Below are 15,013 nucleotides of genomic sequence, written 5' to 3'. Positions count from 1 at the left end.
TGCATTGCAATATCATTATCAATACCAAATAAGCTACAAGATAATGGAATTAACAGCAGTGAACCACCAGCTACACCCGATGCACCGCACGCTGAAATAGCCGCAATTAAACTCAGTAATAATGCTGTTGGTAAATCAACTGCAATACCTAATGTATTAACGGCTGCCAGCGTTAGCACAGTAATAGTGATCGCTGCGCCACCCATGTTAATTGTCGCGCCTAGAGGGATAGACACCGAGTAAGTATCTTTATGTAAATCAAGCTTTTTACACAGTTCCATATTCACTGGAATATTCGCCGCAGATGAACGCGTAAAGAAGGCTGTAATACCACTTTCACGTAGACACTGGAAAATTAATGGATATGGGTTTTGACGTGACATGACGAACAAAATGATTGGGTTGATCACTAATGCCACAACAGTCATTGAGGTTAACAATACCGCTAATAGATGGGTATAACCTGCCATTGCCGAAAAGCCGACAGTTGCAAACGTTGATGCAACTAAACCAAAGATACCCAGTGGCGCAAAGCGAATAACCACATGCACAATCTTAGAAACACCACCGGCAATATCTTTGATCACTTGCTTTGTTGTTGGCGATGAATGTTTTAGTGCCGCACCAAAACCAATACCCCAAGTTAATACACCAATAAAGTTACTGGTTACAATTGCATTAACGGGGTTGTCCACCACCTTGTAAATCAGATTACGCAATACTTCAGAGATATTACTTGGCGCCGCATTGGTCGCCGCTTCAGTGATCAAGGTTAGTTGCACTGGAAATAAAAAGCTTAAACTAACTGCGACAATCGCCGCCGCAAACGTGCCGAATAAATATAAGATCACAATCGGACGTATATTAGCATTAGTGTTAGATTCTTGATTTGCAATTGCAGAGATAACTAATACAAATACTAATAAAGGTGCAATCGCTTTTAGCGCACTGACAAACAAGCCTCCGAATAAACTTGCTTCGATAGCAACACTCGGGGCTGCATACGCCAGCGAGATACCCGCAATAATACTAATGATGATCTGCTTGACCAAACTCAATTGGAAAAGCCCTGCTATTTTACTACTCATATTACGTCCCAAATATCCATAAACACCAATAAAGACAGGATAATACCAAATTAAATCGATAAAATAACATTAAATATTAGCAAATCATCACAAAAGAACAACAAACATTGATTTTTTTATAAATTGTAGCCCAACACAGCTGCTTGGGCGGATTTATCTTACGATAATGTCTTTATTGAAAATAGTCATGCCACTAATTTCATGAGGCTTGTTGCCCTTATCAATCCAGCGAACCTTAATCACGACCTGTTTTAGTGCACTCGACAGCGTGCTATTACTAATAACACTCACCTGCCAACTTAAATTAAACCAGTATTGATCATAGTGATTATCTCCAGCGTTCATACCACTACCTTGATTTGAGGATAACTGTTCAAACTCATCTGCCGAATCAGTTAAATAACGTAATTCATTAAGTTTGTGGCCCGCTAATGCCCATGCAGCAGTATATTGTGATTGCTGTAATACAATGTGAGCCTGAGTCAGTTTTAAAGCGGTGATATTAAATAGTGCAAGGCTTAGCATAAATGCACAGACGATGACCTCAATCAGCCCGCCGCCTTGTTGCCAACTGTATTTTCTAACACTCATTTAAGATCCAGATAATAAGATTGGACGCCAAACCCAAGGCTGAGACAGTGTCCTAAGCTCGCGCTGCAATAACAGCTGTTCAGTACCATTATAGCTAAGCGTGATCGCCACCTTAAAATACCCAGCCTGCTCAACACACAGATAGAAGGCACCAATGAGATTATATTCACGCATAATATCATTTGGGCTGACTAGCTGATCCGCGTCTAACGTCAAGTTAGTACAGGGTGACACAAAGTCCAATAAAGTGGGCGATTCATAAAGCGCGATCAAGAATATGTCCAACTCATTATCGGCGAGCATTTTCGCTTTAACATAATTGAGATCAAGATCATTTCGTTGAATACGCTGCGCTTGGATATGAGCAAACGATAAACTACTACTGACAATAATAAAAACTAACATGAGTGTCGTCGAGACCAAGTAAAAACCACGCGTAGCCGATATTGTTAATTGCTTACAGACCATTATAAAAGAACCCTCGCACTGCTATTACGAGAGAAGCTGAGTTCAACATCGGGTAATTGACGGTGGCGAATACTAAGTTCAATAGTGACATAAGCTTTCATTTTTGGCGTTGAGCCTATTTGTGAAGATACAATTTGCTGAGAAACCCTAAACCGTAACAGAGTAACCGACATACTCGCCGCATCTGAAATCGTTTCCCAGCCCAATCCGCCATCGCAGTCCACATCACTGCCTTTACGTAATTGCAGGCTTTCATTATGTAAACGAAAGCCAAAATCTTCACCGCTAAAAAGACCATCTTCATTACGATCATAGCGGTAAGTAACACAATCTTGATTGCTGTTTAATCTATAAATATCCTGACTATTGTAGACAAACGGAGCCGCCGTTTCAGTATTAGCACTGTAACCAGCTCGACTTAGTTCTCGCTGCATAATAGTCAGCATATTTTGTGCTTCATGTTGAATTAGGTAATATTGCTCAGCGCGTAAACTGTGTAATTTCTGATTGGCTAACCCACGCCAAATACCCATAAACACAATAATCCCTAATGTTATTGAGATCATTAATTCAATTAATCCATACCCACGGCTGTAAAGCCGATAACATAACGCAGCGCTAGCAAGATGCATAACTTGCGCTCTCACCGCTTTCCATACAAACTCGAATCCGTCCCTGAGTACTGACGATAACCTTGATAATATAACGGTCTAAGGCAAGCTGATAAGTCGCCCCGTTAGTCGACCCCAATATCGGCGAGAACGATAACTTCGGTCGATTAACCGTCATAGAAACTCCACTTATCAGTGTCGTCACTCGCCCATAATTAGATCGACACGATGGATTCGATATTGAACAACTACATTGCTCGACATAACTGATGACCCAACAAGATTTAGTAGGTTCAATAACTAAGTCACTGCTATTACCATTTCCATTCAAACTCATATCGGTGTTTATATTAAAGTAATGTGCTCGGCCACGGAGTATCGCCAGTTGCTTGGTAACATTGAGCGCTTCAACCAGCTGCCGAGTCAGATCTAATAGCTTATTTTTCGCCATATAAGCGCGGTATGAAGGCAAACTAAAACCAGCCAATAGCGCTAATATTGCCAGCGCCATAAGCAAACCAATTAAAGTCACGCCCTGTGATTTTCGTTTACATCCTATCTGCATAGTTGCTCTTATCTTATCTGTAACCAAGTAATGCTAACCTTAGAATAAAATGTAATCACTGCTACTTTTCTATAAATAAACAGGTAAAATGTGCAACAATTATTGAATATACCCACAGTGATTACTTGTTCACTTTGATTAAAACAAGCAAATGAATAAGTAAACAACAGGTGTAATTACAGATAAAACACGCACAATTAAAGAGTTATTATGTCAAAACTAGATTTTTCAGATATCAATAAAAGCAGTTCAAAATCGTTCAATGAACAGCGTAATACCATCAAAAAAGTATGTCTTGGCAAAACGGTATTATGCCCTGTTTGTCAGCAAGCATTAAAACTGCTGCCACCAAAGAACAAAGCTGATGAATCAAGAACTGGCGTAAGCTGCGCTAAAGGCTGTACCTTTATTGAATTGGAATTTGAGCTGTAGTTAAGCGAAAAATATATATAAAAAAACCTCGTTGCTTCTGTTATCAATATAACAAGAACAACGAGGTTTTTTATTAACTATGAATACTTAATTATTAAACTATTACTTAATAATTACTTAATACGAGTATGTAGCTCTTGTACTGAGCGAACTGTACCACGGTCATCAGCAGAGTGCGCTTGGCACGTTGCAAATGCAGCATTCATTGTTGTTGTGTAGTTAACTTTATAACGTAAAGCCGCTGCACGTAGTTGACGAGAATCTTCAATCGCAACACGACCTTCAGTCGTATTAATGATGTAGCTGTACTCGCCATTTTTGATACGGTCAAGAATATGTGGACGACCTTCATGCACCTTGTTTACTAGGCGAGGATTTACACCTTCTTCACCTAATGCTACAGCTGTACCGTGAGTCGCATCGATTTCAAAACCAAGGGCAATTAATTGTTTCGCTAATTCAGCAGCTCGTTTCTTATCGCCATGACGAACAGAAATAAGTGCACGACCACTCTTCGCTACTTCAGCAGAAGCACCAAGCTGCGCTTTAGCATAAGCTTCAGCGAAGGTATCACCCACGCCCATCACTTCACCAGTTGAACGCATTTCAGGGCCTAATAACGGATCTGAACCTGGGAACTTAGCAAATGGTAATACCACTTCTTTAACAGAGTAGTACGGTGGAATAACTTCTTCTGTGAAACCAAGTTCAGCTAACGTTTGGCCAGCCATTACACGCGCAGCAACTTTCGCAAGTTGTACACCTGTTGCTTTTGAAACAAAAGGTACAGTACGTGCAGCACGCGGGTTAACTTCAATTAAGTAAACTTCGTTATCTTTAACCGCGAACTGGGTATTCATTAGACCAATAACACCTAACTCTAATGCTAATGCACGCACTTGGCCACGCATAACGTCTAGAATTTCAGGGCTTAATGAATAAGGAGGTAATGAGCAACCTGAGTCACCTGAGTGAACACCCGCTTGTTCGATGTGCTCCATGATGCCACCAATAACAACATCTTTACCATCACAGATTGCATCAACGTCAAGCTCGATAGCGTTATCTAGGAAACGGTCAAGTAGTACTGGTGATTCGTTAGAAACACTTACCGCTTCTTTAAAGTAACGACGTAAATCAACTTCGTCATATACAATCTCCATTGCACGGCCACCAAGTACATATGATGGACGAACAACTAACGGATAACCGATAGATTCAGCAGAGATAACCGCTTGCTCAGTCGTTGTTACCGTTGCATTGTCAGGCTGTAGTAGGCCTAAACGGTCAACCGCTTGTTGGAAACGTTCACGATCTTCTGAACGGTCAATCGCATCCGGTGAAGTACCAATGATGGGTACGCCAGCGGCTTCTAATTCACGTGCTAGTTTAAGTGGCGTTTGACCACCGTACTGAACGATCACGCCTTTCGGCTTTTCTACACGGACGATTTCTAATACATCTTCTAGCGTAATAGGTTCGAAGTATAGGCGATCTGATGTATCGTAATCTGTTGAAACAGTTTCAGGGTTACAGTTAACCATGATAGTTTCGTAGCCGTCTTCACGCATTGCTAATGCCGCGTGTACACAGCAGTAATCGAATTCGATACCTTGACCAATACGGTTAGGACCGCCACCAATGATCATGATTTTATCATTATTCGTTGGTGCTGCTTCACATTCTTCATCGTAGGTAGAATACATGTAAGCCGTGTCGCTTGAGAATTCAGCCGCGCAAGTATCAACACGTTTGTACACTGGTAAAATGTCTAAACGATGACGTAATTTACGTACTTCGTTTTCGCTTACACCAGCCAATTTAGACAGACGTAAATCAGAGAAACCTTTACGCTTAAGTTGACGTAATACTGTTTCATCTAAGCCTGACAAGCCTATTTTACTTACGTTAGCTTCTGCTTTAACGATGTCTTCAATTTGTACCAAGAACCAGTGATCAACACGGGTAATTGCATAAATATCATCACAAGTCATGCCGCTACGGAACGCGTCAGCAATATAGAAGATACGCTCTGCGCCAGCTTCCATTAATTCATGACGGATTTTAGCCGTTGCAGTATCATCGTCTAGATTAACTTCTGGGTCTAAGCCATTTTTGCCAATTTCTAAACCGCGTAATGCTTTTTGCAGCGACTCTTGGAAGTTACGGCCAATTGCCATTACTTCACCAACAGATTTCATCTGTGTCGTTAAACGGTCGTTCGCGCCAGCAAATTTTTCGAAGTTAAAGCGTGGCAGCTTAGTCACAACGTAATCAAGCGTTGGTTCAAATGATGCTGGCGTTGCGCCGCCAGTAATGTCATTTGATAATTCGTCTAGTGTGTAACCTACCGCTAGTTTTGCCGCAATTTTAGCAATTGGGAAACCAGTTGCTTTTGATGCAAGTGCAGATGAACGAGATACACGTGGGTTCATCTCGATGATAACCATACGGCCATCTTCAGGATTGATACCAAACTGTACGTTTGAACCACCGGTTTCAACACCAATTTCACGTAGCACAGCCATCGATGCATTACGCATGATTTGGTATTCTTTATCCGTTAATGTTTGTGCTGGTGCAACCGTAATTGAGTCACCCGTGTGGATGCCCATTGGGTCGAAGTTTTCAATGGTACATACGATAATGCAGTTGTCGTTTTTATCACGTACAACTTCAGTCTCGTACTCTTTCCAACCGATTAGTGATTCATCGATCAATAATTCAGTTGTTGGCGAAAGGTCTAGACCTAACGTACAAATGTCGATGAACTCTTCCATGTTGTAAGCGATACCGCCACCCGTGCCACCCATAGTGAACGATGGACGAATAATACATGGGAAACCAACTTCAGCCAGTACGCCTTTAGCTTCTTCAATAGTATGGGCAATACCTGCACGTGGCGTCTCAAGACCAATTGCTTTCATTGCTTTATCAAAACGACTGCGGTCTTCCGCTTTGTCGATTGCATCAGCAGTAGCACCAATCAGTTCAACACCAAATTCCGCTAATACACCGTTGCTTTCTAGCTCAAGTGCACAGTTTAATGCTGTTTGACCACCCATCGTCGGTAATACCGCATCTGGACGTTCTTTTTCGATAATGTTACGTACAACTTCCCAGTGGATCGGCTCGATGTAAGTCGCGTCCGCCATTTCAGGGTCAGTCATAATGGTAGCTGGGTTAGAGTTAACGAGAATAACTCGGTAGCCTTCTTCGCGAAGTGCTTTACAAGCTTGAGCACCGGAATAGTCAAACTCACACGCTTGACCGATTACGATAGGACCTGCGCCCAAGATTAGAATACTTTTTATATCATTACGTTTTGGCATAGTTTAATTCTCTACTCGATATCAGGCTTAGGCTTAGGCTTTGCTTTTTTCCATACTCTTTTCCATCAACTCTATAAAGTGATCGAAAAGGGGTGCGGCATCGTGTGGACCAGGACTTGCTTCAGGGTGACCCTGGAAGCTAAATGCGGCTTTATCAGTACGATGAATACCTTGTAAAGAGTCATCAAATAATGACTTATGCGTCATCACTAGATTTTCAGGTAATGTTGTTTGATCAACGGCGAAACCATGGTTCTGCGCCGTAATCATTACTACGCCACGCTCCATGTCTTTTACAGGGTGGTTAGCACCGTGATGACCGAACTTCATTTTTAATGTTTTAGCACCACTTGCTAACGCAAGTAATTGGTGACCTAAACAAATACCAAATACTGGAATATCTGTAGCCAAAATTTCTTTAATGGCAGTGATTGCATAATCACACGGTTCTGGGTCACCAGGGCCGTTAGATAAGAAAATACCATCTGGATTTAACGCTAATACTTCTTTCGCCGTTGCTTGCGCAGGTACTACCGTTAGGCGGCAATCACGGTCAACTAGCATGCGTAAGATATTGCGTTTAACACCATAATCATAAGCAACAACATGGAAGCGAGAGTCTGTTGCGTCTGCAGGTAAACCACCTGTTAACGTCCAGCTACCTTGTTTCCATTGGTATGACTCTTTCACTGTTACTTCTTTCGCTAAATCCATGCCTTTAAGGCCTGGGAATGCTTTAGCAAGTTCTAATGCTTTCGCTTCATCTAGGCTTTCACCTGCGATGATACAACCCGCTTGAGCACCCTTTTCACGTAATAGACGTGTAAGTTTACGCGTATCGATATCAGCGATACCAACAACATTACGTTCTTTTAGGTAGTCAGTAAGTGATTGTTGATTACGGAAGTTAGAAGTAACTAGGGGAAGATCTCGAATGATTAGTCCACAAGCATGAACTTCTGAAGACTCTGCATCTTCATCATTGGTACCGGTATTTCCGATGTGTGGGTAAGTAAGAGTAACGATTTGGCGAGAATAGGAAGGATCGGTTAATATTTCTTGATAACCAGTCATTGAAGTATTAAAAACCACTTCACCTACCGAATGACCTTCTGCACCGATAGACACACCACGGAAAACTGTTCCGTCTTCCAACACCAACAAGGCGATATTACTCAAGACAACCTCCAAAAAATAGATAGAAAAATAATAAAATAAATCAACTATTTACCCCAGGCTGTACACAGCATAGTAATTCGAGACCCAAACAAACTGCCTCTGAATTACTAAATTTTGGCAAATTCCGCGCATAGTACAGATAAAATAAATGTTACGCAACTGTTTTGTTTTATAGTGTGATCTTAAGCATTAAGTTCAAGCACATCTTGCATTGTGTACAAGCCTTGTTCCTTGTTAAAGACCCAGACAGAGGCACGTATCGCCCCTTTGGCAAAAGTCATCCGGCTCGACGCTTTATGGGTGATCTCAATGCGTTCACCAATATCAGCAAACATAGCTGTGTGTTCTCCGACTAGATCACCCGCGCGAATAGTAGAAAAACCAATGGTTTCGCGCTCTCTCTCACCAGTAAAACCTTCACGACCATAAACCGCGACTTTTTTCAAATCACGGCCGAGCGTATCAGCGATCACTTCACCCATACCTAAAGCGGTGCCTGAAGGCGAATCAACTTTATGGCGATGATGACCTTCGATGATTTCAATATCGGTATAATCGCCCATCACCTTAGCAGCCATTTCTAACAACTTAAACATAACATTAACACCAACACTCATGTTTGGCGCAAAGACCACGCCTGTGCTCTTACCCGCAGCATGAATCAGTTGTTTTTGTTCGTCACTAAAGCCAGTGGTACCAATAACTATTTTCTTACCGTTCGCCACAGCAAACTCAAGGTGTTTCAATGTTGCATCTATCGCAGTAAAATCGACAATCACATCAAAATCGTCAGCCACTTCAGCAAGACTGCTAACAACCTTAACACCGAGTGAACCTAAACCGGCTAATTCACCCACATCAGCGCCCAAGAAGTTGCACTCAGGACGTTCGATTGCTGCGCCAACAACAGCCGCGCCATCACTATCTTGAATGGCCTCTAAAATTGTACGGCCCATACGGCCATTACAACCCATCACTGCAATTCTTACTGCTTGTCCCATCTAGGTTTCTCCCTGTGTTTATCATAATCAAATAGTTAAAGTACTCTGATGATAACATTCCTCGAAACACATCAACAATGCTAACTTACTATATTTTTAGGTATAAAAAAACCCGCGATTCTGAGTACTAGAATGCGGGTTTATAATACTGAGTATTAGCAATTAACCGAAGATACCAAATAGGCCAGCCCACAGGTGCATCATCGGTATTGTTAAAAATACAATTAAAAACGCTACTACATATTTCCAATTAAAATCGTTATACGTTGCCATTACTCATTATCCATAAATTGATCTAAATCAACATTCATCTTACCTAAATAATAATAGCGAGGCAGTAACTATCTCTCCGGCGCGATTAATTTATATCTTTTTAGGTAGTGCCGTATCACAATTTATGTCTATGGGATGCCCATAAAACGCTTATTTTAGGTATAAAAAAACGCCTTGCCCATATCACTATGAGCAAGACGTTTCGCTAGTCTGGAATAGGACTGATTAGATGATGTCTAATAGTTCTACTTCAAATACTAGTGCTTGGAATGGACCGATTGCAGCGCCTGCGCCCTGTTCGCCATAAGCAAGTGTGTGTGGGATAGCTAATTTAAGTTTATCACCAACGTTCATTAGTTGTAGTGCTTCAGTCCAACCAGCGATTACGCCGCCAACTGGGAATTCAGCAGGTTGACCACGTTCAACAGAGCTATCAAAGATAGTACCGTCTGTTAGTGTGCCATGGTAATGAACACGTACTGTTGATTCTGCAGTAGGTTTTTGCTCGATGTCACCGCGTGCGATAACTTCGTACTGTAAACCAGATTCAGTTACAGTAACTTCTTCACGCTCTGCGTTTGCAGTTAGGAATTTTTCACCTTCAGCTGCGAAGATTTTTGATTTCTCTGCTTTTTCTGCTTCTAGTTTTTCATGGATTAGTTGGAAAGCTTGGTTTAGCTCTTCGTTGCTAACTTTGCTTTCTGCACCAGCGAACGCGTCTGCAAGACCAGCTTGAACAGCTGAAATGTCTAGACCTTCGAAAGGGTTAGCAGCAAGCTGCTGACCCATTTGAAGACCAATACCGTAACTACCTTTTTGTTCACTTGTTGCAAATTCAGACATAATTAAACTTCCATAATTCTTAATGATAAACACAGTTACTGTGCTGCTTAAATAACTAGGTATGGGCGATTTATATAAAAACAAGGGAGAAAATAAAAACTTTTTTCCCTAATTACGATTCACCCGTCAAACAATACTAAAATGACTATTTATAATTCAGTAACGCCGCACCACGAACGCCACCTTCACCACCAAATTCAGCTTGTTTCAACTGCGGTAATTTCATGTTATTCAATACATAAGCGGTTATTTTTTCAGGTAACTTAGAATACAAAGCTTCAAAACGCGCCAAGCCGCCACCAAACACCACAACATTCGGATCAAGGATCATGATGAGGCTGCCCAATGCTGCCGCTAAAATATCTAAAAATACCGTAATAGTTTTTACTGCTACCGGTTCTTGCGCTTCATATGCAGCGATAATCGCAGGACCTTTTAACGCCTGTTCTTCAGTGCATGAACCCGTCATATGAACTTTGTAATGTTTATATAACGCCGCTAGACCAGTACCAGAGCAATAGGTTTCTAGACAAGAATGCCCACCACAACCACAATGGGTAACAGGTAATTCAGGATAACGCTGTAGCATAGTGCCCGGAATAGCCATATGACCAAACTCACCAGCACCAAAATTATGCCCAGACAAGATGGTTTTATTAATACAGATTGCGCCACCGACTCCCGTTCCTAGCGTTACAGCAATAGCAATATCGGCATTTTCAGCTGCACCTTTGAAACATTCTGACAGTGCAAAACAGTTTGCATCATTTTGCACTTTCACATCACGGCTAATGCGTTTTTGTAAATCAGCCTGCAAATTTTGTCCATGTAAGCTGGGTAGATTAGAACAAATTAATGTATTCGTTTCAGTATCCATAACACCTGGGTAACCGATACCCACCATGCCTTTACAATCAAACTGCTCATCGGCGTTAAAAATAAATGTATCGAGTGCGTCTAACAATTCTTCATAATCTTCGGTAGGTGCGGGTATCCGCTCATTAAAAACACATTCTAGCGCTGCGTTATATACCGAAAACTCTATCTTGGTACCGCCAATATCAAAACCGTAATACATTCAATCTCCATAACCGTTAAATAACAGTAAATTAATAGATGATAATTTTATAAATTATTAATATTAATAGTTTAATCAGCATAATGGTATTGGGCTGAGTTATATCTGTGTAATCAATCACACATCCACAATTTACTACCATTAAGTGGTATAAAAGTTGTTAATAAGCCGGGGGGAATAAGCAGCAGACATAAAAAAGCCGCGGTTAACACCACGGCTTAAAATAGCTAAAGAATTGAAATAGATTATTTAGTTAGATCATCAAAAAAACTTTTTACGCCGTCAAAGAAACCTTCTGACTTCGGCTTATGTTTCTTTGCTGATGCATTATTTAATGATGCATCAAACTGTTGTAGCAAATCTTTTTGCTCTGCATTTAGTTTTACAGGCGTTTCGAGTGTTACTTTACACAGTAGATCACCGGTCGCACCGCCACGAACTGACTTCACGCCTTTACCGCGTAAACGGAACATACGACCAGTTTGCGTTTCAGCAGGTACTTTTAATTTAACGCGACCATCTAAAGTCGGAACTTCGATTTCTCCACCAACCGCTGCATACGTAAAGCTAATAGGCACTTCACAATAAAGGTTGCTGCCGTCACGTTCAAAGATAGCATGTTGACGCACACTCACTTGAACATAAAGATCACCTGCAGGAGCGCCGACATCGCCAGCTTCACCTTCACCCGTTAGACGAATACGATCACCAGTATCAACACCCGCTGGGATGGTTACTTTTAGATCTTTGCTACGCTCGTAACGGCCTTCACCGTGACACTTACGGCAAGGATCTTTAATAATTTTACCTTTACCATGACACGTAGGACATGCTTGGTTTACTGCAAAGAAACCTTGACGCATTTGCACTTGGCCTTGGCCATGACAAGTACTACAAGTTGCTGCTTTACTACCTGATTTAGCACCTGAACCATTACACACTTCACAATGGCACTGGCTAGGAATACGGATCGTTTTGCTGACGCCACGAACCGCTTCTTCAAGGGTAAGTTCCATGTTATAACGCAGATCACTACCACGTGCTGCACGCTGTTGGCGACCACGGCCACCACCGCCACCAAAGATGTCACCAAATACATCACCAAAGATATCACCGAAGTCACCTTGACCACCGTGACCACCTTGCTGATTTACGCCCGCATGACCATATTGATCATAAGCAGCTTTTTTCTGAGAGTCATTCAGCACTTCGTAGGCTTCTTTAACTTCTTTAAATTGCTCTTCCATGCCTTTATCACCCTTGGTTCTATCAGGGTGATACTTCATAGCAAGGCGTTTGTAGGCTTTCTTAACATCTTTTTCGCTAGCGTCGCGTGATACACCTAGCACTTCATAATAATCGCGTTTTGACATAATAATAATCAGCTTAAATTGAAATAATTTAGATACACGAAAGGCGTTGGTGCAGCACCAACGCCTTTGCTATTTAAAAACTAATAACTTAGGCGTTATTATTTTTTGTCGTCTTTCACTTCTTCGAACTCAGCGTCAACAACATCACCAGCTACATCTTTCTCTTGTGGCTGTTCTGCACCGGCTTCAGCGCCAGCTTGTTGTGCTTGAGCTTTCTGTTGAGCAATTTCCATTAATTTTTGAGCGGCTTCCATCAACGTTTGAGTTTTTGCTTCAATCGCTTCTTTGTCTTCGCCTTTAATTGCAGCTTCTAGTTCAACAATAGCAGCTTCAATTTTTTCTTTTTCATCAGCAGGTAGTGCTTCGCCAGCTTCTTCGATTTGCTTACGCGTACCGTGAACCATTGCATCAGCTTGGTTACGTGCTTGTACTAGCTCTTCGAATTTAGCATCTTCAGCAGAGTTTGCTTCAGCATCACGTACCATTGCTTCTACTTCTTCATCAGAAAGACCAGAAGACGCTTGGATTGTGATTTTTTGTTCTTTACCCGTATCTTTATCAGTAGCAGATACGTGTAAGATACCATCAGCATCGATATCGAAAGCAACTTCGATTTGTGGAATACCACGTTGTGCAGGACGGATACCTTCTAGGTTGAATTGACCTAGTGATTTGTTGTCTGCAGCACGTTTACGCTCACCTTGGATTGCGTGAACAGTTACAGCAGCTTGGTTATCTTCAGCTGTTGAGAATGTTTGTGACGCTTTAGTCGGGATAGTTGTATTTTTCTCGATAAGCTTAGTCATAACACCACCCATAGTCTCAATACCTAGAGATAGAGGTGTAACGTCTAGAAGAAGTACGTCTGTTTTGTCGCCAGAAAGTACCGCACCTTGAATCGCGGCGCCCATTGCAACTGCTTCATCAGGGTTAACGTCTTTACGCGCTTCTTTACCGAAGAATTCAGTAACAGCCGCTTGAACCATAGGCATACGAGTTTGACCACCAACTAGGATGATATCGTTGATATCACCAACAGCTAGGTCAGCATCTTGTAATGCAATACGTAGTGGTTCCATCGTTGCTTTAACTAGGTCTTCTACAAGAGATTCTAATTTAGCACGTGTAACTTTGATGTTTAAATGTTTAGGACCTGATGCATCAGCTGTGATGTAAGGTAGGTTTACATCTGTTTGTTGTGCTGAAGACAGTTCGATTTTCGCTTTTTCTGCAGCTTCTTTAAGACGTTGCATCGCTAGCGGATCGTTAGTTAGGTCGAATTTTTGTTCTTTTTTGAATTCTTCTACTAAGTAGTTGATTAGACGTGTATCGAAATCTTCGCCACCTAGGTGAGTATCACCGTTAGTTGCTAATACTTCAAACGTCTTTTCGCCATCTACTTCATCAATTTCGATGATAGAGATATCGAATGTACCACCACCAAGGTCGTATACAGCAACAACGCTATCGCCTTTAGCTGTGTTTACGCCATATGCGAATGCAGCAGCAGTTGGTTCATTGATGATACGTTTAACTTCAAGACCAGCAATACGACCAGCATCTTTCGTTGCTTGACGTTGTGAATCGTTGAAGTATGCAGGAACTGTAATTACAGCTTCAGTTACTGCTTCACCAAGATAGTCTTCTGCTGTTTTTTTCATTTTTTTCAAAACTTCAGCAGAAACTTGTGGCGGAGCCATTTTTTGGCCTTTCGCTTCAACCCATGCATCACCATTGTCAGCTTTAACAATTTTGAAAGGCATGATTTTAATATCACGTTGGATCTCTTCATCTTCAAAACGACGACCGATCATACGCTTGATTGCAAACAAAGTGTTTTCAGGGTTAGTTACCGCTTGACGTTTTGCAGGCTGACCAACTAAAGTTTCACCATCTGCGCTATAAGCGATGATTGACGGGGTAGTACGATCACCTTCAGCATTCTCGATTACGCGAGCAGTGTCGCCATCTAAGATTGATACACAAGAGTTAGTTGTACCTAAATCGATACCAATGATTTTACCCATAGTCGTTATTCTCCAATAAATACTTTATTTACAAATTTGATACAGAATAGATGGTGGCAGTTAAAGTTATTTCAAGTCTATTAAAATACTTTTTCCGTCACTGATAACCTGCACCTAGCAAGGTTATCTCTGCGATTGAAAATAAATATGGG

The 15,013-nt window shown here is 41.5% G+C and carries 13 protein-coding genes; 1 reads left to right on the top strand and 12 read right to left on the bottom strand.

All coding sequences use genetic code 11. The features are described from left to right. From sstT to QNK26_RS11875, 5 genes are all read right to left on the bottom strand, one after another. On the bottom strand, positions 1 to 1,088 hold a 1,088-nt coding region (sstT, locus tag QNK26_RS11895), incomplete at its 3' end, for a serine/threonine transporter SstT (RefSeq protein ID WP_319223184.1). A 153-nt stretch (positions 1,089 to 1,241) separates the two neighbouring features. Next, positions 1,242 to 1,679 (bottom strand): hypothetical protein, encoded by a 438-nt coding sequence (locus QNK26_RS11890; RefSeq protein ID WP_319223182.1) that lies wholly within the window; start codon positions 1,677 to 1,679, stop codon positions 1,242 to 1,244. Then, a complete protein-coding gene (locus QNK26_RS11885; protein ID WP_319223181.1) occupies positions 1,680 to 2,147 on the bottom strand; it encodes a hypothetical protein in 468 nt (155 codons plus the stop codon). Continuing rightward, positions 2,147 to 2,713: a hypothetical protein gene (locus QNK26_RS11880; RefSeq protein ID WP_319223179.1), complete on the bottom strand. Its 567-nt coding sequence runs from the start codon at positions 2,711 to 2,713 to the stop codon at positions 2,147 to 2,149. The genes QNK26_RS11885 and QNK26_RS11880 overlap by 1 nt, the downstream gene beginning before the upstream one ends. A 52-nt stretch (positions 2,714 to 2,765) precedes the next feature. Beyond that, complete coding sequence (locus QNK26_RS11875; RefSeq protein WP_319223177.1) at positions 2,766 to 3,323, bottom strand: prepilin-type N-terminal cleavage/methylation domain-containing protein; 558 nt, start codon at positions 3,321 to 3,323, stop codon at positions 2,766 to 2,768. 210 nt (positions 3,324 to 3,533) lie between these two features. On the opposite strand from QNK26_RS11875, the gene QNK26_RS11870 reads away from it, so the two are divergent. Continuing rightward, positions 3,534 to 3,755, top strand: coding sequence for a hypothetical protein (locus tag QNK26_RS11870; protein ID WP_319223176.1), 222 nt, complete (start codon positions 3,534 to 3,536; stop codon positions 3,753 to 3,755). Positions 3,756 to 3,868: 113 nt separating this feature from the next. Here the strand turns inward: QNK26_RS11870 and carB are convergent, their stop codons facing one another. From carB to dnaK, 7 genes are all read right to left on the bottom strand, one after another. After that, positions 3,869 to 7,087, bottom strand: a complete 3,219-nt coding sequence (carB, locus tag QNK26_RS11865; RefSeq protein WP_319223174.1) for a carbamoyl-phosphate synthase large subunit — start codon at positions 7,085 to 7,087, stop codon at positions 3,869 to 3,871. A gap of 33 nt (positions 7,088 to 7,120) precedes the next feature. Next, positions 7,121 to 8,266 (bottom strand): glutamine-hydrolyzing carbamoyl-phosphate synthase small subunit, encoded by a 1,146-nt coding sequence (gene carA, locus QNK26_RS11860; protein WP_319223173.1) that lies wholly within the window; start codon positions 8,264 to 8,266, stop codon positions 7,121 to 7,123. A 182-nt stretch (positions 8,267 to 8,448) separates the two neighbouring features. Next, positions 8,449 to 9,267, bottom strand: coding sequence for a 4-hydroxy-tetrahydrodipicolinate reductase (gene dapB, locus QNK26_RS11855; RefSeq protein ID WP_319223172.1), 819 nt, complete (start codon positions 9,265 to 9,267; stop codon positions 8,449 to 8,451). 498 nt (positions 9,268 to 9,765) lie between these two features. Beyond that, complete coding sequence (locus tag QNK26_RS11850) at positions 9,766 to 10,383, bottom strand: FKBP-type peptidyl-prolyl cis-trans isomerase (protein WP_319223171.1); 618 nt, start codon at positions 10,381 to 10,383, stop codon at positions 9,766 to 9,768. 145 nt (positions 10,384 to 10,528) lie between these two features. Continuing rightward, on the bottom strand, positions 10,529 to 11,461 hold the full coding sequence (locus QNK26_RS11845; protein WP_319223170.1) for an ROK family protein: 933 nt from the start codon (positions 11,459 to 11,461) through the stop codon (positions 10,529 to 10,531). 245 nt (positions 11,462 to 11,706) lie between these two features. Then, positions 11,707 to 12,834 (bottom strand): molecular chaperone DnaJ, encoded by a 1,128-nt coding sequence (gene dnaJ / locus QNK26_RS11840; protein WP_319223169.1) that lies wholly within the window; start codon positions 12,832 to 12,834, stop codon positions 11,707 to 11,709. 98 nt (positions 12,835 to 12,932) lie between these two features. Beyond that, on the bottom strand, positions 12,933 to 14,861 hold the full coding sequence (gene dnaK, locus QNK26_RS11835; RefSeq protein WP_319223167.1) for a molecular chaperone DnaK: 1,929 nt from the start codon (positions 14,859 to 14,861) through the stop codon (positions 12,933 to 12,935). Positions 14,862 to 15,013 lie beyond the last annotated feature (152 nt).

Source organism: Moritella sp. (assembly GCF_033791185.1).
GTDB lineage: Bacteria > Pseudomonadota > Gammaproteobacteria > Enterobacterales > Moritellaceae > Moritella.
Note: the sequence above shows the minus strand (reverse complement) of the source record. Positions and strands in the feature narration are given on the sequence as shown.

What these genes read in the sequence shown, in the direction of transcription:
- QNK26_RS11890 (WP_319223182.1), bottom strand. Translation starts at nt 1,679, where the DNA reads ATGAGTGTTAGAAAATACAGTTGGCAACAAGGCGGCGGGCTGATTGAG.
- QNK26_RS11885 (WP_319223181.1), bottom strand. Translation starts at nt 2,147, where the DNA reads ATGGTCTGTAAGCAATTAACAATATCGGCTACGCGTGGTTTTTACTTG.
- QNK26_RS11880 (WP_319223179.1), bottom strand. Translation starts at nt 2,713, where the DNA reads ATGATCTCAATAACATTAGGGATTATTGTGTTTATGGGTATTTGGCGT.
- QNK26_RS11875 (WP_319223177.1), bottom strand. Translation starts at nt 3,323, where the DNA reads ATGCAGATAGGATGTAAACGAAAATCACAGGGCGTGACTTTAATTGGT.
- QNK26_RS11870 (WP_319223176.1), top strand. Translation starts at nt 3,534, where the DNA reads ATGTCAAAACTAGATTTTTCAGATATCAATAAAAGCAGTTCAAAATCG.
- carB (WP_319223174.1), bottom strand. Translation starts at nt 7,087, where the DNA reads ATGCCAAAACGTAATGATATAAAAAGTATTCTAATCTTGGGCGCAGGT.
- dapB (WP_319223172.1), bottom strand. Translation starts at nt 9,267, where the DNA reads ATGGGACAAGCAGTAAGAATTGCAGTGATGGGTTGTAATGGCCGTATG.
- QNK26_RS11850 (WP_319223171.1), bottom strand. Translation starts at nt 10,383, where the DNA reads ATGTCTGAATTTGCAACAAGTGAACAAAAAGGTAGTTACGGTATTGGT.
- QNK26_RS11845 (WP_319223170.1), bottom strand. Translation starts at nt 11,461, where the DNA reads ATGTATTACGGTTTTGATATTGGCGGTACCAAGATAGAGTTTTCGGTA.
- dnaJ (WP_319223169.1), bottom strand. Translation starts at nt 12,834, where the DNA reads ATGTCAAAACGCGATTATTATGAAGTGCTAGGTGTATCACGCGACGCT.
- dnaK (WP_319223167.1), bottom strand. Translation starts at nt 14,861, where the DNA reads ATGGGTAAAATCATTGGTATCGATTTAGGTACAACTAACTCTTGTGTA.